Below are 20,083 nucleotides of genomic sequence, written 5' to 3' on the forward strand. Positions count from 1 at the left end.
GCCGTTTAGCCACTCGGAAGTGGTCAATGAGGCGTTCGTCACCTGGGGATGGTCAGTTATCGCCCAGTACATCGGTGACGCCCAGCCAGTCGTACCAGCCGCGGTGCAGGACCAGCCAGGCGATCAGACCATAACCCTCCTGGGAGGGCAGACCGTCCCGCGAGGCGGCCAGCTCGCGTTGCCACACCGGATGCGTCTGCAAAGGTGTGAAGGCGTCGACATAGGGCACACCACGTCGCAGGGCGACATCGGAGAAGCTGGCGCTCAACTCCCCGATCCGCCGGTTGAGATCCTGATCGATCGTCGGGGTGGGGCCCACCACGAAGGTCGAGACCTCAAGCGACAGCGCCGCGTCGAGGACGTTGGCCAGATTCAGCCGCGAGCGGGCCGCGGACATGCCGGCCACCGCATCGAACCAACCGGGGGCCAGCACCAGGCGATTCTCAGTCTCCTCGGAGAAGCGCAGCTTGGCCTCGGGCAGCACCCGGGCTGCGAAGGTCTGCGTGTCCTCGCCGTGGATGCCGAGCGAGTAGAACTGGGCACCCGGTAGCGAGGGCAGGGTACGGGCGGCGATGCGGCCGGTCCATCCCAGGCCGCGACCGTCCCCGTGGCCGGCGACGAGCGCGTCCCCGGCCACGACGATCGCGGTGTACGTACGGCTGGTCACCGTGCGAAGGCCCGCTCGATGACATCGGCCTGTTCGGCCTCGTGGACCTTCTTCAGGCCGGTGGCCGGAGCAGCCGAGGCGGCGCGCGAGACCACGCGGATCGCACGGCCGTTCAGCAGCTGCGGGAGGTGGGCCTGCATGAACGGCCAAGCCCCCTGGTTCTCCGGCTCCTCCTGCGTCCAGACCAGCTCTGCGGACGCCGGGTAGCGGCTCAGGGTCGCGGCGATCGCGTCCTCGTCGAGTGGATAGAGCTGCTCGACGCGCACGATCGCGGTGGTCTGGTCCCCGGACTTCTGCCGCTTGGCGACCAGGTCCCAGTACAGCTTGCCGGAGACGAACAGCACCCGGTCGACCTTGGCGGCGTCCACAGTGGTGTCCGCGATGACGGGCTCGAACCGGCCGGTGGTGAAGTCCTCGACCTGGGTGGCCGCGGCCTTCAGACGCAACATCGACTTCGGCGTGAAGACGATGAGCGGGCGCTTGACCTTGGAGTGCGCGTGGCGGCGCAGCAGGTGGAAGTGGCTGGCGCCGGAGGACGGCAGGGCGACGGTCATATTCGACTCGGCGCACAGCTGCAGGTAGCGCTCGATGCGAGCCGAGGAGTGGTCGGCGCCCTGGCCCTCGAAACCGTGGGGCAGCAACAGCACCAGGCCGGAGCGCTGGTCCCACTTCTGCTCGGAGGAGGAGATGAACTCGTCGATGACGGACTGGGCACCCTGGCTGAAGTCGCCGAACTGGGCCTCCCAGGCCACCAGCGCCTCGGTGTTCTCCACCGCGTAGCCGTATTCGAAGCCCATGGCCGCGTATTCGCTCAGCAGCGAATCGTAGACCCAGAACTTCGCCTGGTCGTCACTGAGGTTGGACAGCGGGGTCCACTCATTGCCGTTGACGTGATCGATCAGGACCGAGTGGCGCTGGGTGAAGGTGCCACGGCGCGAATCCTGTCCGGCCAGGCGGACGGGCACGCCCTCCATCAGCAGTGAGCCGAAGGCCAGCAGTTCCGCGAAGCCCCAGTCGATGCCGCCGGAGCGGGTCATCTCGTGACGCTTCTCCAGGAGGCTGCGCAGCTTCTTGTGGACGGTGAAGCCGGTCGGGACGTTCATGAAGGCGTCGCCGATGTGTTCGATGACCTCCTTGGACACTGCGGTCGGGAAGTCGTTGTCCGCCTCCAGATCCGTGACCTCGGGCGAGGGCAGTGCGAAGTCGGGGTCGCCGGCGGCCTTCTCGGCCTCCTTGGTCTCCGTGAAGGCTGCTTCGAGTTTGGACTGGTAGTCCTTAACCGTTTCCTGTGCCTCTTCCGGGGTGATGCACTTGCGGCCCACCAGGGATTCCGTGTACAGCTTGCGGACCGACTGCTTGGCCTCGATGAGGGAGTACATGACCGGCTGGGTCATCGATGGATCGTCGCCCTCATTGTGGCCGCGGCGGCGGTAGCAGACCATGTCGATGACGACGTCGCGGTTGAATTCCTGACGGTACGCGAAGGCCAGCTGCGCTGCGCGGAACACGGCTTCGGGATCGTCTCCGTTGACGTGGATGATCGGCGCGCCGATCGACTTGGCCACGTCGGTGGAGTAGAAGGAGGACCGGGCCGACGCCGGGGGAGTGGTGAAGCCCACCTGGTTGTTGATGATCAGGTGGATCGTGCCGCCGGTGCGGTATCCGCGCAGCTCGGAGAGGTTCAGAGTCTCGTAGACGACGCCCTGCCCCGCGAATGCCGCATCGCCGTGGACCAGCACGGGCAGGACGGTGAAGCCCTCCTCGCCCAGGTCGTGACGGTCCTGCTTGGCCCGTGCGATGCCCTCGAGTACCGGGTCGACGGTCTCCAGGTGGCTGGGGTTGGCTGCGACGTAGACCTCGGTCGTGTTGCCCTCGGGCGAGGTGAAGGAACCGTGGGTGCCCAGGTGGTACTTCACGTCGCCGGAGCCCTGGAAGCTGTCGGGGTCGAGCATGCCGTCGAACTCGCGGAAGATCTGTCCGTAGCTCTTCCCGGCGATATTGGTCAGCACATTGAGGCGGCCACGGTGGGCCATCCCGATAGTGACCTCGACCATTCCGGAGTCGGCTGCCAGGTTCAGCACCTCGTCGAGCAGTACGATGGCGGACTCGCCGCCCTCCAGGGAGAAGCGCTTCTGCCCAATGTACTTCGTCTGCAGGAAGGTCTCGAAGGCCTCCGCCGCGTTCAGCCGGCCCAGGATGTGGCCCTGCTCGACGCGGGTGAGCTCGGCGTGGGGGACCTCCAGCTTGGCCTGGAACCAGGCCCGCTGTTCCGGATCGGCGATGTGCATGTACTCGATGCCGGTGTTGCGGCAGTAGGAGTCGCGTAGCAGACCCAGGATGTCGCGCAGCGGCATCGTGGACTTCCCGCCCAGACCGCCGGTGGGGAAGGTGCGCTCCAGGTCCCATAGGGTCAGCCCGTGCGTGGTGATGTCCAGGTCCGGGTGCGTGCGCTGCTTGTACACCAGCGGATCGACATTGGCCATCAGATGGCCGCGGTTGCGGTAGGCGTCGATCAGTTCGATCACGCGTGCGACCTTGGACACATCGTCCTGGTCGTCAGCATCGACGTCGGGCACCCAACGAACCGGTTCGTAGGGCAGGCGCAGGGAGGCGAAGATGTCGTCGTAGAAGCCGCCCTTGCCCAGCAGGAATTCGTGGACCAGCTTGAGGAATTCGCCGGAGCCGGCACCCTGGATGACCCGGTGGTCGTACGTCGAGGTCAGTGTCAGGACCTTCGAGACGCCCAGCCGGTTGATGGTCTCCTGGCTGGAGCCCTGGAATTCCGCAGGGTAGTTCAGCGCGCCCACACCGATGATGCAGCCCTGGCCCTTGGTCAGTCGTGGCATCGAGTGGACGGTGCCGATCCCGCCGGGATTGGTCAGGGACACGGTGGTCCCGGCGAAGTCGGCTGCGCCCAGCTTTCCGTCGCGGCCGCGGGCCACCAGGTCGTCGTAGGCGTCGACGAAGCCCTTGAAGCTCAGAGTCTCGGCCTTCTTGACGTTCGGCACCAACAGGGCGCGGCTGCCGTCCTTCTTCGGCACGTCGATTGCGATGCCCAAGTTGACGTGGCCCGGGGCCACCACCACGGGCTTGCCGTCGCGCACGTCGTAGTAGACGTTCTGGCTGGGGAACTCCTTGAGCGCACGGATCACCGCGAAGGCGATGATGTGCGTGAAGGACACCTTGCCGCCGCGCGTGCGCTTGAGGTGCGAATTGATGACGATGCGGTTGTCGATGAGCGCCTTGGCAGGGAGGGCGCGGACGCTGGTGGCCGTCGGCAGAGTCAGCGACTCGTCCATGTTCGTGGCCAGCGCCTTGGCCGGACCGCGCAGCTTGGTGACGACATCGGCGACGTCCTCGGTGCTGGGGGCCGGTTCGGGAGCGGTGGAGCGCTTCTTCGCCGAGGCTGCCGACTTCGACTCGGCCTTGCGGGTCTCGCTGACCTGGACCGAGGGATCGACGCCGCGGGCCGGTGCCGGCTGGGCAGCGGCCGGGGCCGCCGGCTGTGCGGCGGGCCCGGAGGCGGCGGGAGCCGCAGCCCGGTCTTCTGCGGCGAACTTCTCGAAGTACGGCCACCACTTGGGGTCGACTGAATTCTTGTCCTGCTGGTACTTGTCGAAGAGCTCTTCGACCAGCCATTCGTTCGAGCCAAAATCCTCGACCGATTCGGCGATGTGCGTTTCGGACACGGCGGTATTCGCCCTCTTCCTAGTGTCTGATGGGTTTCGTCTACTACTAGCCTAGCCAATAGCCTAACCCGGATGGCGGATGCACACACCACGGGGACGATAATGGGGGGCATGCGATTCTCGACCGAACGGCCGGACCATGATCTGACCTACAACGATGTGTTCCTGATTCCCTGCCGCTCTGCCGTGTCCTCGCGGTTCGAAGTGGATCTGAGCCCGGCCGATCCGACGGGCGGGTCGACCCCGGTGGTCGCGGCGAATATGACCTCGGTGACCGGGCGCCGGATGGCGGAGACCCTGGCGCGCAGGGGAGCCCTGGCCGTGCTGCCACAGGATCTGCCGCGCTCGGTGGCCGCAGCGACCATCGAGCGCGTCCGCAGCGCTCACCCACTGTTCGAAACCCCCGTGGTGGTGGGCCCCGATGACACGGTGCTCTCCGCACTGCACCTGATGTCCAAGCGTGCGCATGGGCATGTGGTCGTCGTCGACGATGCGCACAGGGTGCTGGGCGTGTTGGCCGAAGCCGAGCTGAATGGGGTCGAACGCTTCCGCTCTGTCTCCGCGGTGATGAGCGAGCCCGCCCACCTGATATCCGCCGCCGATCTGCACGTGGGCGACAGGGACTCCTGCCGGCGTGGTTTCGATGCGCTGACCGAGGCCCGGGTCGACTTCGCTCCGGTGGTCGACGAAGCGGGACGGCTGCAGGGCGCACTGACCCCGACCTCACTGCTGCGCGCCGCGGTGTACCGGCCCAATGTCGACGCCTCGGGCAGATTGCGGGTGGCCGCGGCGGTGGGGGTCAACGGGGACGTGGCCGCCCACGCGGCTGCCCTGGTCGCCGATGGTGCCTCGACCCTGGTCGTCGACACCGCGCACGGTCATCAGGAGAAGATGCTCGATGCGCTGCGCCGGGTATCCGGCGCAGACCTGGGCGTGCCGATCGTGGCGGGCAACGTCGTCACCGCGGACGGGGTGCGCGATCTGCTCGGCGCCGGTGCCGACATCGTCAAGGTCGGGGTGGGTCCCGGTGCCATGTGCACGACCCGGATGATGACGGCGGTGGGTCGCCCGCAGTTCTCCGCAGTCGCCGAATGCGCGGCGGCAGCCGCCGAATGCGGTGGGCACGTCTGGGCCGACGGTGGCGTGCGGTTCCCCCGCGATATCGCCCTGGCCCTGGCGGCAGGTGCCTCCCAGGTGATGGTCGGATCCTGGTTCGCCGGCACCCTGGAGAGCCCCGGCGATCTGTTCGTCGATGCGCAGGGACACCGCTACAAGGAGAGCTACGGCATGGCCTCGGCCAGGGCGGTGGCCAATCGGACCAGGGACGAATCCCCGTTCGACCGGGCCCGCAAGGGACTGTTCGAGGAGGGCATCTCGACCGGGCGCATGCCCATTGATCCGGCCAGGGCCGGTGTCGAGGACCTGCTCGACGAGATCACCGCGGGAGTCCGCTCATCGTGCACCTATGCGGGTGCGGCGGACCTCGTGCAGTTCGCCCAGCGCGCAGTGGTGGGTGTGCAGACGGCCGCCGGCTATGAAGAGGGCCGGCCGGTGTCCCAGGGCTGGTAGCTGTGCAGCCGTCTGGAAGCGGGCCGCGGCGTCGGTTACACTAACGCTATGTCGAGTGACAGTCGCGGCCGGCTTGCGGCCGGCCCAACACACAACCCACATAATTCCGGGGTCCTCACCCCAGTCCTTCGCGAACGTCGATTGAGAGCCGCCTGATGGAATGGCTCTATCTCGGACTCGCCCTCATCCTGATTTTGGGCACCGGTGTGTTCGTCGCCGGGGAATTCGCCCTTTTAACACTGGACAAGCACACCGTCGACGACGCGGTGGCCCGCGGTCTCAAGGGCTCGAAATACCTTGAACTGGGCATGCACCACCTGTCGACCCAGCTGTCCGCGGCCCAGGTCGGCATCACCATCACAACCCTGCTGACCGGCTATCTGATGGAGCCGTCGCTGGGCAAGATCCTGGCGCCGCTGCTGGAACTGCTGCCGGTCCCCGACGCACTGGCCGACGGTGTGGCACTGTTCATTGCGCTGGCGGTCTCCACGGTCCTCTCGATGGTCATCGGCGAGCTGGTGCCGAAGAACATGGCCATCTCCGCGCCGCTGCGCGCCGGGCAGTTGGCCGTGCCATTGCAGTACTGGTTCGCCGTCGTCTTCAAGCCGGTCATCGCTACCCTCAACGGCACGGCCAACAAGATCCTGGCCGCGATGGGGATCGAGCCGCAGGAGGAGTCCTCGGCGGGCAGGTCGGCCGATGAGCTCACCGCACTCGTGCGCCATTCGGCCCAGGAGGGCACGCTCGACGAACAGACGGCGGACCTGGTCACCCGCACGCTGAGCTTTTCCGAGCGCACCGCGGAGGACGTGATGACCCCGCGCACCCGGATGGTGACGGTGGAGAAGGGCGCCACGGCAGCCGAGGTGATCGAAGTGGCGCGGCAGACCGGTTTCTCCCGTTTCCCCGTCATCGTCGACAGCCGCGACGATATCGTGGGCGTGGTCCACGTCAAACAGGCTCTGGCGGTGCCGCTGGAACACAGGGCCGAGGCCTTCGCCGGTGGTCTGCTGACCGCGGTGGCCGAGGTCCCGGAGACCATGGCGCTGGACCCGCTGTTGCGCCGTCTGCGCGCCCGGGGCAATCAGATGGCCGTGGTGATCGACGAGTACGGGGGCACGGCGGGAGTCGTCACCCTGGAGGACGTGGTCGAGGAACTCGTGGGCGAGGTCGCCGATGAGCACGATCGTCTGCGGGTCCGCCCGCGCCCTGCCAGAGACGGCTCCTGGCTGGTGCCCGGCGGGCTGCGTCCCGACGAGGTCGGCCCGCTGGTCGGCATGGACATCCCCGAGGATCCGGACTACGAGACCGTCGCGGGATACGTGCTGCTGCTGTGCGGGCGCATTCCCGAAGTGGGCGACGTCGTGCCGATTCCCGATGGACGGTTCGTCGTCGAGCGGATGCACGGCCATCGGATCGAGCGGCTGCGGCTGATCCCTGACTACTCACAGCGGGCACGCGAATTCGATTCCGCCGCCCGCGCCACGACGACGGGGGAGCCGGCATGAACGACTGGTGGGGTCTGATCTGGCTGGTTGTTCTGCTGCTGGGCAACGCGTTCTTCGTCGCGGCGGAATTCGGCATCGTATCCGCCAAGCGCTCACAGATCGAACCGGCTGCCGAGGACGGCAAGAAGTCCGCGCGCATCGCCCTGCACGCGATGGAGCACGTCTCGGCGATGCTGGCGATCTGCCAGCTGGGCGTGACGGTGTGTTCGCTGCTCCTGGGCAATGTCGCCGAACCCGCGATCCATCATCTCCTGGAAGGGCCGCTGCACATGCTGGGCCTGCCGGAGGCCGCCTCGGGGGTCATCGCCTTCGTGCTGGCGCTGGCGGTTGTGACGTATCTGCACGTGGTGGTCGGAGAGATGGTCCCGAAGAACATCTCCCTGGCCATGGCCGGGCGGGCCGCGATGGTCTTGGCACCGCCGCTGGTGTTCCTGTCACGTGTGTTGAGCTTCGTGATCACACCGTTGAACGGTTTCGCGAACCTGGTTCTGCACCTGATGCGCATCGAGCCCAAGGATGAGGTCAACGCCGCCTATACCGTCGAGGAGGTGCAGGCCATCGTCGCCGAATCGCAGGCAGAGGGGCTGTTGCGCGACGATATGGGACTGTTGCAGGGCGCCCTGGAGTTCTCGGATAAAACCGTCGCCGAGGTCATGGTTCCGATGGATCAGGTGGTGGCGATCAACGTCGGAGTGACCCCGGCGGACATCGAACGGTTGGTCGCCCAAACGGGCTTCTCACGTTATATCGAGGTCGATGAGACCGGTGACCCCGTGTCATATCTGCATATCAAGGACGTGCTCTACGCCGATACCGCGGAGCTCTACCGGGCTCCGGTGCAGAACAAGCGCTTCCGTTCACTGGTGACGCTGCGGGCCGCGGACGAGATCGAGGACGGCCTCGATCAGATGCGGGCCGAGGGCAATCACGTGGGCCGGGTGCTCGACGCCGATCACCGCGCCGTGGGCGTGCTGTTCCTCGAGGACGTGCTGGAGGAACTGGTGGGCGAAGTCCACGATGTGATGCAGCGGCCGAGGGTGAATTGATGGTGTCGATAACAATCCGGTGACAATGACGGGAAGAACCGTTATGCTACCGTTATAAAGTTGTGTGGCGCCGCTGGTTCGGGTGCCGTGTCGAGGTTTGGAGTAACTGAGGTGGACGATTCGCCGATCGTGCGCAGGCGTGACCTTCGTAAGCAGCGCCAGGCGCAGGATGCCGGGGTGCCAGCATCGTTTTCAACGGAGGCGTCCCCTGCGGCGGAGGATGTGCAGATCGTCCGTGCCACCGTGGCCGATCGGCCGGGTTTCCGGGGTTCCGATGGGTCACTGGTGCGCCGCCTCAAGCGGCGCAAGCGGATCGGCGTCGCCTCAGCCGGCACCGTCGTGGTGGCCGGCGCGGCCCTTGCCGCGGTGGTGCTCACCGGCGGCGGCCTGAAGGAACCGGAGACGGTCACGACCGTCGACCGGGTGGCGGAGGCCGCCAAGGGTGCCGACACGATCACGCTCAAGGCCGAGGCGGTGGATGCCGGTTCGAATGAGGGCAGCACGGCGGGCGGCGCAGTGGATCGCAGTGGTTCGATCGTCGGCAAGAGCGGTTCGAAGGCGGAGGCCGCATCCCGGCTGGTCGTCAAGAAGACACTGCCCGGATGCTCAGGGAAGGTGCCGGCCGGCCAGCAGGTCACCAATGGGCAGCTGCCCGCCGACTGGCTGTGCAAGATCGGCGTGGGCGGGCACAAGCTGCGCGCCGACGCGGCGGTGTCCTTCGCCCGGATGAACGCGGCGTACAAGAAGGACACGGGTAAGTCTATGAAGATCACCGACTCCTACCGGTCCCTGGAATCGCAGATCTCAGTGGCCCAGCGCAAGCCCGGATTCGCGGCCAAGGCCGGCACCTCCCTGCACGGTTGGGGGATCGCCCTCGACATGGCGGGGGGAGTGCCAGACAAATCGGGCGCACAGTGGGACTGGCTGCAGAAGCACGCCGCGGAATACGGCTGGGAGAATCCGGATTGGGCGCAGCGCAACAGCCATGAGCCCTGGCACTGGGAGTACGTCCCCGCACGTAAGGACATCAAGGGTCACTGACCCGATTTGCCATCGGCCGGACCTTATGGATACACTGGTCTGGTTGTTGCCCGCGTAGCTCAGTGGATAGAGCGTCTGCCTCCGGAGCAGAAAGTCGAAGGTTCGAATCCTTTCGCGGGCACAGTGATAGAAGTCCCCCGGAACACAGTTCCGGGGGACTTCTGCATCTCCGGATACGGACACTTCCCCGGGTGGGAATAGACCTGCGCGCACTCCAGGTAATACCCTAGGGTGTTGTGACTCCGGAAGAACTCAAAACCGCCATCGTCGCGGCCATCTCTGACCTCAATCCCACGCTGGAAACCCCGATCGAGGTCCCGGCCAAACTGGTCGTCGAACGACCGAAGAACCGCGAACACGGCGATTGGGCGACGAACGTCGCACTGCAGACGGCGAAGAAGGCAGGGCTGAACCCGCGCGAACTCGCCCAGCGGCTGGCCGACATCCTCGGTGGCGTCCCCGGCGTCGAGCGGGTGGACGTCGCCGGTCCCGGATTCCTCAACATCACCGTCTCCGCGGGTGCTGCCGGAAAGCTCGCCGCCGACATCGTCGCAGCCGGCGACGGCTACGGACATGGCGAGAGCCTGGCCGGACAGAAGATCAACATGGAATTCGTCTCGGCCAACCCCACCGGGCCCCTGCACATCGGGCATACCCGCTGGGCCGCGCTGGGCGATGCGATCGCCAGGACTCTGCGCGCGGCAGGGGCCCAGACCACCAGCGAGTACTACATCAACGACGCCGGTTCCCAGATGGACACCTTCACGAATTCGGTCCTGGCGCGCATGCACGGCCGCGAGGTTCCCGAGGGCGGCTATCCGGGCGCCTATATCCAGGACATCGCCGATGAACTGCTGCGCGCCCATCCGGAATACGCCACAGCGGACGAGGACGCGATTCACGCCGAGGTCCGTGCCGAGGCCTACCGGGTGCAGCTGGCCGACATCCAGGCCACTCTGCGGGACTTCGATGTGGCCTTCGACGTGTGGTTCTCCGAGACCACCCTGCACGAATCAGGCGCTCTGCAGGACGCCGTGGCCCGGCTCCGGGCGCAGGGGCACGTCTACGACAAGGACGGCGCCGTGTGGTTGCGCACGACCACTTTCGGCGATGACAAGGACCGCGTGCTGATCCGCGGCGACGGCGCTCCCACCTACTTCGCAGCGGACGCGGCCTACTACCTCAACAAGCGCGATCGCGGTTTCGACCGGGCCGTCTACCTGCTCGGGGCCGATCACCACGGCTACGTGGGACGCCTCAAGGCGATTGTGGAGGCCGCCGGAGACGATCCGGAGAAGAACATCGAGATCCTGATCGGCCAGCTGATCAGCGTCAACGGGGCCAAGCTGTCCAAGCGCGCGGGCAATATCATCGAGTTGCGGGATATGGTCCAGTGGCTGGGCAAGGACGCGCTGCGGTATTCGCTGGCGCGCATTCCGGCGGATTCCCCGCTGACATTGGATCCCGAGGTCCTGCGCTCTGCCAGCAACGACAATCCCGTGTACTACGTGCAGTACGCCCACGCCCGTGCCAAGAGTGTCGAGCGCAAGGCAGTGGCCGCGGGTATCGACGCCGCCGATTTCGCAGCGGAAACACTGAACGATCCGAGCGAAGCGGTGCTGCTGGCCGCTCTGGCCGATTTCCCGCGAGTCGTGGCCCAGGCCGCGGAACTGCGCGAACCCCACCGCATCGCCCGCTACCTCGAGGCCCTGGCCGGGAACTTCCACAAATGGTACGACGCCTGCCGTGTCACCCCCCGCGAGGATGAGCAGATCACTGCGACCCACGCCTCGCGCCTGGTACTCGACCGGGCGACGGCACAGGTGCTGGCCAATGGCCTGGACCTGTTGGGCGTCAGCGCCCCCGACCACATGTAATCCGGTTCCCCGGCCCCGGCGGCCGGGGTCCGGGCCCCGTGCAGAAGGAACCCCCATGCCCGCTCATATCTCCGGTGTTATGCACGCCGGGCCCTCGCCCGTGTGGCTGCCCTATCCCGATGACGTCAACGCCCTGATGCCCTCACTGTGGTCCCGGCACGCGGTGAAGGGAGCCGATGGAGTCCTGCGGATCGCAGGGCACCGGGTCGACGAACTGGCCGCACAGTACGGCTCCCCGCTGTACCTGCTCGACATCGAGGACCTGCAGGAGCGTGCGCGGGGTTTCGTTGCGGACTTCGCCGCCGCGTTCGCCGCGATCGGCACCTCGGCTCGTTCGTATTACGCGGGCAAGGCCCTGTTGACGACCAAGATCGCCGGTTGGGTAGCGGAATCGGGCATGGGCATCGACTGCTGTTCCTACGGTGAACTGCTGACGGCCAGAGCTGCAGGGGTCGATCCGGCGGGCGTGGGACTGCACGGGAACAACAAATCCGACGCCGAGATCGCCCTGGCCCTGGACTGGGGGATCGGGCGCATCGTAGTCGACAGCTTGGCCGAGATCGACCGGGTCGACCGACTGGCGGCGGCCAGGGGAGTCCGCGCCCGGGTGATGGTGCGGGTCACCGTGGGCGTCGAGGCGCATACGCACGACTTCATCGCCACAGCTCACGAGGACCAGAAGTTCGGGCTGTCATTGACCACCGGGGCCGCGCACGAGGCCGCGGCCCGGATCGTTGCGGCCGCCAACCTCGAGCTGTTGGGCTTCCACAGCCACATCGGCTCACAGATCTTCGACAAGGCCGGTTTCGAAATCGCCGCAGCCCGGATCGCGCAGCTGCGCGCCGAGGTGCAGAGCACTCACGGGGTCGGTGTGCCGGAGATCGATCTGGGCGGTGGCTTCGGGATGCGCTACACCTCTCAGGACACCCCGATCCCCACCGCGCAGATGGCCGAGCAGTTGGCTGCGGTGATCTCCCGGGTGTGCGCGGAGGCGCAGACGGATCTGCCCGTGGTGTCCTTCGAACCCGGCCGGTCCATCATCGGCCCGGCCGTGTGCACGCTCTACACAGTCGGCACGGTCAAACCGGTGACCACGGATACCGGCATCCGGACGTATGTGTCGGTCGACGGGGGAATGAGCGACAATGTCCGCACAGCGCTCTACGACGCGGACTATTCGTGCACTCTCGCATCGCGTGCCTCTGCGGCACAGCCGGTCGTAGTGCGCGTCGTCGGCAAGCACTGCGAATCCGGGGACATCGTCGTACGCGATGAATACCTTCCGGCCGATGTGCGTGCCGGCGATCTGGTGGCGGTCCCCGGCACCGGAGCGTACTGCCGACCACTGGCCTCGAACTACAATATGGCGCTGCGTCCGGGAATCCTCGGAGTGGCCCCCGACGGCGTCCAGTGGGTGCTGGAACCGGAAACCTATGTGCAGCTGTTCGCAGCCGATCCCGGAATGAGGAATGCAATCCATGACAACTGATCCGCTCAAGGTCACCCTGCTCGGCTGTGGTGTCGTCGGCACCGAGGTCGCGACCCGGCTGCTCAACCGCCGCACGGCCATCGGTTCGCGGATCGGAGCCCAGCTGGAACTGAGCGCCGTGGTCGTGCGCGATCTCGCTGCCGAGCGCCCCGGACTGCCCCGGGAGCTGCTGACCACCGATGCGGAATCCGCGATCGCCGGTGCCGACATCGTGGTGGAACTGATGGGCGGGATGGAACCGGCCAAGACGCTGATCCTCAAGGCCCTGTCCGCCGGCGCCTCGGTAGTCACGGCGAACAAGGCCCTGCTGGCCGCACACTACGCGGAGCTCATGGCAGCAGCGGATGATGCCGGGGTGCGTCTGGAACACGAGGCCGCGGTCGCCGGTGCCATTCCGATCATCCGCCCGGTCGGCGATTCGCTGGCCGGCGATGAGATCACGAAGGTCATGGGGATCGTCAACGGCACGACGAATTACATTCTCGACCAGATGGAGAAGGAGGGGTGGGACTTCTCCCACGCCCTGTCCACCGCCCAGGAGCTGGGTTTCGCCGAGGCCGACCCGACCGCCGACATCGAAGGACACGATGCAGCCGCCAAGGCAGCCATCCTGGCCTCACTGGCCTTCGACACCCCGGTGTCGATCGATCAGGTGCCCGTCGAGGGCATCAGCTCGATCACCCCGGATATGATCGCTACCGCAGCGGCCCAGGGCTTCACCATCAAATTGCTGGCTATCTGCGAGCGCATCGTGGCGGCCGATGGCACACAGGGCGTATCGGCCCGCGTCTACCCGGCGGTGATCCCGGCCGATCACGCCCTGGCCCAGGTGGGCGGGGCCTTCAACGCGGTCTTCGTCGAGGCCGAGGCGGCCGGGCAGCTGATGTTCTACGGCCAGGGTGCCGGCGGTGCCCCGACCGCCTCGGCGGTGCTCGGCGACATCGTGTCCGTGGCCCGCCGCAAGGTGTTGGGCGGTCGCGGAATGTACGAGCACGGTGAGGGCAGGATCCTGCCGGTGCTGGACATCGGCGAGATCACCACCCACTATCAGATCACGCTCGACGTGGCGGACCGGCCCGGTGTGCTCTCGCGGATCACCGAGGTGTTCGCGGCCCACGACGTGTCGATCGAACTGGTCCAGCAGACCCGCCTGACCGAGCCGGGGACCCCGGAGGACCTGCACGCGGCGAAGCTGGTCATCGCCACGCACTCGGCGCGGGAGTCCGCCCTGGCCGCGACGGTGGACGCCCTGCGGGGACTCGACGCCGTCAACGGAGTGCTCTCGGTGCTTCGTATCGAGGGTCTGTAGGACGGCACGTGGAGGACGCCATGAAAACACAGCGGGTGGGCTCTGCGGCGCAGCGCGTCCAGGTCAGGGTCCCGGCCACCTCGGCCAACCTGGGCGCCGGCTACGACAGCTTCGGCCTGGCACTGGACCTGTGCGATGAGGTATCGGCGACCCTGCACCCGGAGCCGATCGACCCGCGCGAAGCGGTGCGGGTGCGCGGCGAGGGGGAGGGCCAGTTGCCCACCGACACCTCACACCTGATCCACCGGGTCGCCGGCGAGGTCATGGCCTCGCGGGGCCTGGACGCTGCAGCCCGGCTGAGTCTGGAGTGCCGCAACCGGATCCCGCAGTCGCGCGGAATGGGATCGTCCGCGGCGGCAGTCGTAGCGGGCATCACCGTCGCGGATTCCCTGTTGCAGGGCCGCGGACTGGGGGAGCTGGGCGCTGCCGCGCGCCTGGCCTGGGCGACGAAGTTCGAGGGCCACCCGGACAACGCCGCACCTGCTCTGTTCGGAGGGGTGACGATCAGCTTCATCGATTCTCATCGGGCGCCGCAATCGGTGTCGATCCCCGTGCACGAGGATGTCTCGACGGTGCTCATCGTGCCGGCCGAGCGGCTCGACACGGCAGTTGCCCGCTCGCTCATCCCCACCACGGTCCCGCATGCGGACGCCGCAGCGAATTCCGCGGTGGCGGGTCTGTTCGTCCATGCGATCGGCAATGATCCCGCGTTGCTGTTCGAGGCGACCGTCGACCGGCTCCACCAGAACTACCGGCGGCCGGCGATGGCCCGCTCCCTGGAACGGGTCGACGCACTGCGCTCGGCCGGGCTGGCAGCAGTGATCTCCGGGGCCGGACCCACGGTGGCGGTGTTGGGTGATCAGGAGGACCTGTTCGAGCAGGTCGTCACCGTGCTCTCGGGGGACACCGCGCAGTTCCTGCCGGTGGGAATCAGCCAGGCCGGAGTCGAGGCCACCGCACTGAGTGTGGGCCCGCGGGCCTGAGCTCGGGCGGTCGTGTGTATGGGATCGCGGTCATCACAGGCACCTGTGATGACCGCGATTCGCCTATTCGGCGCAAGAGGCGTTAAACTTATAGCGTTCCCGTCGAAGATCTACGGATGAGCCCTTTCAAGCCCCGTTGTTTCTGCCACGGTACTTTCGCCCGGCGTACGGGAACTTCTCTTAGCGTTTCGAACATGACCCATGTTCCAAACCATTCTCACAATCACGCATTACGCGTGGAGTCCACCGCCGTGCCCGGCCATATGTTGCGGGCGACGGCCTACGAGGGAGAAGGAAACCTTCGTGACAGAAGCTACTCATGCCGAATCCGCGCCCACGGGCAGCCTGACCGGGCTGCGCCTGCCGCAGCTGCAGGAAATCGCCGCCGGCCTCGGCATCAAGGGATACCGCCGCCTGCGCAAGGGCGAACTCATCGCCGCGATCCAGGTTGCCAATTCCGGCGCCAAGCCCCAGCAGACCTCCGCTCCGGCGGCGCAGGCACCCGCCAAGCAGGCCGCCCCGAAGCGGGCCGAGCGCAAGCCGGCTCAGGCCGAGGCCGCACAGCCGCAGTCCGACGCCGAACCCGTCGAGGGAGCGCCGACCCGCGCGCGCAAGCCCCGGCAGTCGGCCAAGGAGGCTCCGGCCGCCGCAGCCGCGCCCGCAGCCGTGGCCGAATCCGAAGCCCCGGCAGAGCCCGCCCAGCCCACCGAGGACACGCAGCGTGGCCGCCGTTCGCGCAGCCGCAACGGCCGCGACCGCCGCGAGGATGCAGGGCGCCAGGAGGCCAAGACCGAGCCCGCGAAGCAGGAAGCCGCGCAGGCCGAGGCCGACAAGCCCGCTGAGGAAGCGCCGCGCAACCGCCACGAGCGCGGCAACGGCCGCAATCGCCGGGACAATGACCGCAATGAGCGCGGAGACCGCAACGACCGTGGGGACCGCAATGAGCGCGGCAACGGGCACAACAACGACCGCGACGACGATCGCCGCGGACGCAACCGGGGCCGCAACGATCGCAAGCGCGGTAACCGCCGCGAGCGCGGCGATGAGGACATCCGGCCCGATGACGTGCTCATCCCCGTCGGCGGCATCCTCGACGTGCACGACAACTACGCGTTCCTGCGCACCTCGGGCTACCTGCCCGGCTCCGGTGACGTCTACGTCTCGGCGAACATGGTCAAGCGCAATGGACTGCGCAAGGGCGATGCGATCGTCGGCGCGATCCGCCAGGCCCGCGAGGGCGAACGCAGCGGCAAGCGGGAGAAGTTCGACGCCCTGGTGCGCCTGGACAGCGTCAACGGACTCAATCCCGAAGACGCCAAGCGCCGCGTGGAATTCGGCAAGCTGACTCCGCTGTACCCGCAGGAGCGGCTGCGCCTGGAGACCACCTCGAAGGGTTTGAGCACCCGGCTGATCGATCTGGTGTCCCCGATCGGCAAGGGGCAGCGCGGCCTGATCGTCGCCCCGCCCAAGGCCGGCAAGACCACCATCATGCAGCAGATCGCCAATGCGATTACCTCGAACAATCCCGAGGTCCACCTGATGGTCGTGCTCGTCGACGAACGCCCCGAAGAGGTCACCGACATGCAGCGGGCCGTCAAGGGCGAGGTCATCGCCTCGACCTTCGACCGGCCGGCCGACGACCACACGACCATCGCCGAACTGGCCATCGAGCGGGCCAAGCGCCTGGTGGAGATGGGCAAGGACGTCGTCGTGCTGCTGGACAACCTGACCCGCCTGGGCCGCGCCTACAACCTGGCCCAGCCGGCCTCGGGCCGGATCCTCTCCGGTGGTGTGGATGCCAATGCGCTCTACCCGCCCAAGAAGTTCTTCGGCGCAGCGCGCAATATCGAAGGCGGCGGTTCTCTGACGATCCTGGCGACCGCACTGGTGGAGACCGGGTCGAAGATGGACGAGGTCATCTTCGAGGAGTTCAAGGGCACCGGCAATATGGAACTGCGCCTGTCGCGCCAGCTGGCCGATAAGCGCATCTTCCCCGCCGTCGACGTCAACGGTTCCGGGACCCGCCGCGAGGAAAACCTCATGACGCCCACCGAGACCAAGGTTATGTGGCAGCTGCGCCGCCTGCTGTCCGGACTGGAACAGCAGCAGGCCATCGAACTGCTCATCTCGAAGCTCAAGGAAACCGGCTCCAACGCCGAATTCCTGCTGCAGGTACAGAAGACGACGCCGCTGCCGAAGTCGGCGACGGACGACTGATGAGCACCGGGCAGGGCGATCTCGAATCCCTGGAGACCAGTGTCCGGTCATTGCTGGACGAACACTCCCGAATCGAATCGGAGCTCGCCGACCCGGCCGTGCACGCCAATGCCGGCCGGGCCCGCAAGCTCAGCAGGCGGTATGCCGAACTGGACCAGATCGCCAAGACCTATCATCGGCTGCACGCGGTGGACGACGATATCGAGGCGGCCAGGGAACTGGCCGCCGAGGATCCGGCGTTCGCCGCGGAGGCCGAGGCCCTGGCAGAGGAGTCGGAGCGGCTGCTCGCGCACCTGCGCGATCTGTTGGTCCCGCGCGATCCCGATGATGCGCGCGACGCGATCATCGAGGTCAAGGCGGGGGAGGGCGGAGAGGAATCCGCCCTGTTCGCCGGCGACCTGGTGCGGATGTACCAGCGCTGGGCCGAGCACCGCGGCTGGTCGACCGAGGTGCTCGATTCGACCGAATCCGCGCTCGGCGGGTACAAGGACATCCAGCTGGCCGTGAAGTCCAAGGACGGCGGGGTCTACGGCTGGACGAAGTACGAGGGCGGCGTTCACCGGGTGCAGCGCGTTCCGGTGACGGAATCGCAGGGCCGGATCCACACCTCGGCGGCCGGGGTGCTGGTGTTCCCCGAAGTGGACGAACCCGATGAGGTGCAGATCGATCCGAACGATCTGCGCGTCGACGTCTACCGGTCCTCTGGACCCGGCGGGCAGTCGGTGAACACGACGGACTCCGCCGTGCGCATCACCCACTTGCCCACGGGGATTGTGGCCAGCTGCCAGAACGAGAAGTCCCAGTTGCAGAACAAGGAGGCGGCGCTGCGCATCCTGCGGGCCCGTCTGCTCGCCAAACAGGCGGAGGAGGCGGCCGCCGCGGCGAACGACCAGCGGCGCTCACAGGTCCGCACGGTGGATCGCTCGGAGCGGATCCGGACTTATAACTTCCCGGAGAATCGGATCACCGACCACCGGACGGGTTATAAGGCCTACAACCTCGATCAGGTGCTCGACGGGCGCTTGGACGAGGTCGTGGAATCCCTGCGCGCGTCCGAACGCGCCGCGCGGCTGGAATCGATCGGCTGAGCGTGGACGTCGGCACACTGCTGGCCGCCGGAGCCGAACGCCTGGCCGCTGCCGGGCACCCGTCCGGACCCGCGGATGCACGGCTGCTGCTGGCGCACGCCTGGGACCGTGACGGGCGCGGCCTGGACCGCGCCCGTCTCCTGGGCGAACCGGTCCCCGATCCCGTGGTGACCGCGTTCACCGGCTATCTGGGCCGTCGGGAGCATGGTGAACCCGTGCAGTACATTGTCGGCACCGCGCCCTTCCGCTATTCGGAACTCACGGTCGGCCCGGAAGTCTTCATCCCACGCCCGGAGACGGAACTGCTGGTCCAGGCGGTCCTCGACTGGTGTGCCGGGGAACATCTGGCATCCCCTGCGATCGCCGATCTGTGTGCGGGCAGTGGGGCGATCGCGTTAGCACTGGCCGGCGAACTTGAGGCCGCGGCGGTGACCGCGGTGGAGCTTTCGCCCGCGGCCCTGGAGTACACGCGGCGCAATCTGGCGGCCGCGTTCGAGGGCATGGGGGACTCCTCTGTCGAGATCGTGGCCGGGGATGCGCTGACCTACGCGGGTGGACCCTTCGACGCAGTCGTGTCCAATCCACCCTATGTGCCGGCAGGCAGGGTCACCGCCGAGGTCGCTGCGAGCGATCCGGCCCTGGCGCTGTTCGGCGGGGGCGAGGACGGCCTGGACTTCCCCCTGCGGTTGATTCCGCGTGCGCGCACACTGCTGCGCCCCGGCGGGTTTTTCGCGATGGAACACGCAGAGGAACAGGCCAGGGCAGTGGCGGATGCCTACGTTTCGGCGGGCTTCGTCCAGGTGACCACGCATGCCGACTACACTGGGAGGAGCCGTTTCACGACCGGGTGCGCCCCGGTCTGAGCGGCGATCCGGGAGGCGCGGTGCCCACAACACAGTGGACGCCGGAGGGACGCCCGGCACACGACTGGAGGATGTATAGCTGTGGCGCGCACTTACGATCTGCGCAACGATGATATCCGCGACCTGGTCCTGAGCGAGGCCGTGCGCACCGTCCGCGATGAGGAACTGCTGGTTGTCCCGACGGATACCGTCTACGGAATCGCGGCAGACGCCTTCTCGCCGGCCGGGGTGCGGGATCTGTTGCTGGCCAAGGGCCGCGGCCGCGATATGCCCCCGCCCGTGCTGGTGCCATCGGTCGATACGCTCTACGCGCTGACAGAGGGCCTGACCGAACAGACGATCGCCCTGGCCGAGGAATTCTGGCCGGGCGCCCTGACGATCATCTGCAATGCCCAGCCCGCCCTGCAGTGGGACCTCGGCGAGACCCACGGGACCGTGGCGCTGCGCATGCCCGACCACGAACTAACCCTCGAACTGCTGGCCAAAACGGGACCATTGGCGGTGTCCTCGGCCAATACCTCGGGTGATCCCGCCGCCGAGGAAATCGGACGGGCCCAGGAGATGCTGGGCGACAAGGTCTCGCTCTACCTGGATGCCGGACCTGTGGCCGGCCAGGGATCCTCGACGATCGTCGACATGACCGCCGTCCCTCCGCGCATTGTGCGCACCGGCCCGATTTCCTACGATGCGCTCAAGGCCATCGTGCCCGAGCTGCTCGATCTCGACCACAGCTGATC

At 67.2% G+C, this 20,083-nt stretch carries 14 protein-coding genes and 1 tRNA gene; 13 read left to right on the forward strand and 2 right to left on the reverse strand.

Annotated elements, in window-relative coordinates; genetic code table 11:
- Positions 1–52: 52 nt before the first annotated feature.
- Entirely contained in the window at positions 53–667 is a 615-nt protein-coding gene (locus NQ034_RS04360) for a GDSL-type esterase/lipase family protein (RefSeq protein WP_257047221.1), read from the reverse strand.
- On the reverse strand, positions 664–4,356 hold the full coding sequence (locus tag NQ034_RS04365) for a multifunctional oxoglutarate decarboxylase/oxoglutarate dehydrogenase thiamine pyrophosphate-binding subunit/dihydrolipoyllysine-residue succinyltransferase subunit (protein ID WP_257047222.1): 3,693 nt from the start codon (positions 4,354–4,356) through the stop codon (positions 664–666). Before NQ034_RS04365 ends, NQ034_RS04360 begins: the two co-directional genes overlap by 4 nt.
- A 111-nt stretch (positions 4,357–4,467) precedes the next feature.
- On the opposite strand from NQ034_RS04365, the gene guaB1 reads away from it, so the two are divergent.
- The 13 genes from guaB1 to NQ034_RS04430 all read left to right on the forward strand — a co-directional run bounded on the left by guaB1 (position 4,468) and on the right by NQ034_RS04430 (position 20,081).
- Positions 4,468–5,925 (forward strand): GMP reductase, encoded by a 1,458-nt coding sequence (gene guaB1 / locus NQ034_RS04370; protein ID WP_257047223.1) that lies wholly within the window; start codon positions 4,468–4,470, stop codon positions 5,923–5,925.
- Positions 5,926–6,080: 155 nt separating this feature from the next.
- Positions 6,081–7,433 carry a hemolysin family protein gene (locus NQ034_RS04375; protein WP_257047224.1) on the forward strand — a complete coding sequence of 451 codons (1,353 nt, stop codon included), beginning with the start codon at positions 6,081–6,083 and terminating at the stop codon, positions 7,431–7,433.
- Positions 7,430–8,479, forward strand: coding sequence for a hemolysin family protein (locus tag NQ034_RS04380; RefSeq protein WP_257047225.1), 1,050 nt, complete (start codon positions 7,430–7,432; stop codon positions 8,477–8,479). The genes NQ034_RS04375 and NQ034_RS04380 overlap by 4 nt, the downstream gene beginning before the upstream one ends.
- 111 nt (positions 8,480–8,590) lie before the next feature.
- Positions 8,591–9,520 (forward strand): M15 family metallopeptidase, encoded by a 930-nt coding sequence (locus NQ034_RS04385; protein WP_257047226.1) that lies wholly within the window; start codon positions 8,591–8,593, stop codon positions 9,518–9,520.
- Between the two features lie 48 nt (positions 9,521–9,568).
- Positions 9,569–9,641, forward strand: a tRNA-Arg gene (locus NQ034_RS04390).
- A gap of 115 nt (positions 9,642–9,756) precedes the next feature.
- Complete coding sequence (gene argS / locus NQ034_RS04395; protein WP_257047228.1) at positions 9,757–11,397, forward strand: arginine--tRNA ligase; 1,641 nt, start codon at positions 9,757–9,759, stop codon at positions 11,395–11,397.
- A 55-nt stretch (positions 11,398–11,452) separates the two neighbouring features.
- Positions 11,453–12,886, forward strand: coding sequence for a diaminopimelate decarboxylase (lysA, locus tag NQ034_RS04400; RefSeq protein ID WP_257047229.1), 1,434 nt, complete (start codon positions 11,453–11,455; stop codon positions 12,884–12,886).
- On the forward strand, positions 12,876–14,195 hold the full coding sequence (locus NQ034_RS04405) for a homoserine dehydrogenase (RefSeq protein ID WP_257047231.1): 1,320 nt from the start codon (positions 12,876–12,878) through the stop codon (positions 14,193–14,195). Before lysA ends, NQ034_RS04405 begins: the two co-directional genes overlap by 11 nt.
- 20 nt (positions 14,196–14,215) lie before the next feature.
- Positions 14,216–15,178: a homoserine kinase gene (thrB, locus tag NQ034_RS04410; RefSeq protein ID WP_257047233.1), complete on the forward strand. Its 963-nt coding sequence runs from the start codon at positions 14,216–14,218 to the stop codon at positions 15,176–15,178.
- Between the two features lie 303 nt (positions 15,179–15,481).
- Positions 15,482–17,395, forward strand: coding sequence for a transcription termination factor Rho (rho, locus tag NQ034_RS04415; RefSeq protein ID WP_257047234.1), 1,914 nt, complete (start codon positions 15,482–15,484; stop codon positions 17,393–17,395).
- Positions 17,395–18,483 (forward strand): peptide chain release factor 1, encoded by a 1,089-nt coding sequence (prfA, locus tag NQ034_RS04420; protein WP_257047235.1) that lies wholly within the window; start codon positions 17,395–17,397, stop codon positions 18,481–18,483. Before rho ends, prfA begins: the two co-directional genes overlap by 1 nt.
- A 2-nt stretch (positions 18,484–18,485) precedes the next feature.
- A complete protein-coding gene (prmC, locus tag NQ034_RS04425; protein ID WP_257047236.1) occupies positions 18,486–19,346 on the forward strand; it encodes a peptide chain release factor N(5)-glutamine methyltransferase in 861 nt (286 codons plus the stop codon).
- Positions 19,347–19,427: 81 nt separating this feature from the next.
- Positions 19,428–20,081, forward strand: a complete 654-nt coding sequence (locus NQ034_RS04430) for an L-threonylcarbamoyladenylate synthase (RefSeq protein ID WP_257047237.1) — start codon at positions 19,428–19,430, stop codon at positions 20,079–20,081.
- Positions 20,082–20,083: the final 2 nt, after the last annotated feature.

The organism is Brevibacterium moorei (genome assembly GCF_024580735.1).
In the GTDB taxonomy this organism is placed as follows: domain Bacteria; phylum Actinomycetota; class Actinomycetes; order Actinomycetales; family Brevibacteriaceae; genus Brevibacterium; species Brevibacterium moorei.

Coding starts and splice junctions, on each gene's coding strand:
- guaB1 (WP_257047223.1), top strand. CDS start 4,468: ATGCGATTCTCGACCGAACGGCCGGACCATGATCTGACCTACAACGAT.
- NQ034_RS04375 (WP_257047224.1), top strand. CDS start 6,081: ATGGAATGGCTCTATCTCGGACTCGCCCTCATCCTGATTTTGGGCACC.
- NQ034_RS04380 (WP_257047225.1), top strand. CDS start 7,430: ATGAACGACTGGTGGGGTCTGATCTGGCTGGTTGTTCTGCTGCTGGGC.
- lysA (WP_257047229.1), top strand. CDS start 11,453: ATGCCCGCTCATATCTCCGGTGTTATGCACGCCGGGCCCTCGCCCGTG.
- NQ034_RS04405 (WP_257047231.1), top strand. CDS start 12,876: ATGACAACTGATCCGCTCAAGGTCACCCTGCTCGGCTGTGGTGTCGTC.
- thrB (WP_257047233.1), top strand. CDS start 14,216: ATGAAAACACAGCGGGTGGGCTCTGCGGCGCAGCGCGTCCAGGTCAGG.
- prfA (WP_257047235.1), top strand. CDS start 17,395: ATGAGCACCGGGCAGGGCGATCTCGAATCCCTGGAGACCAGTGTCCGG.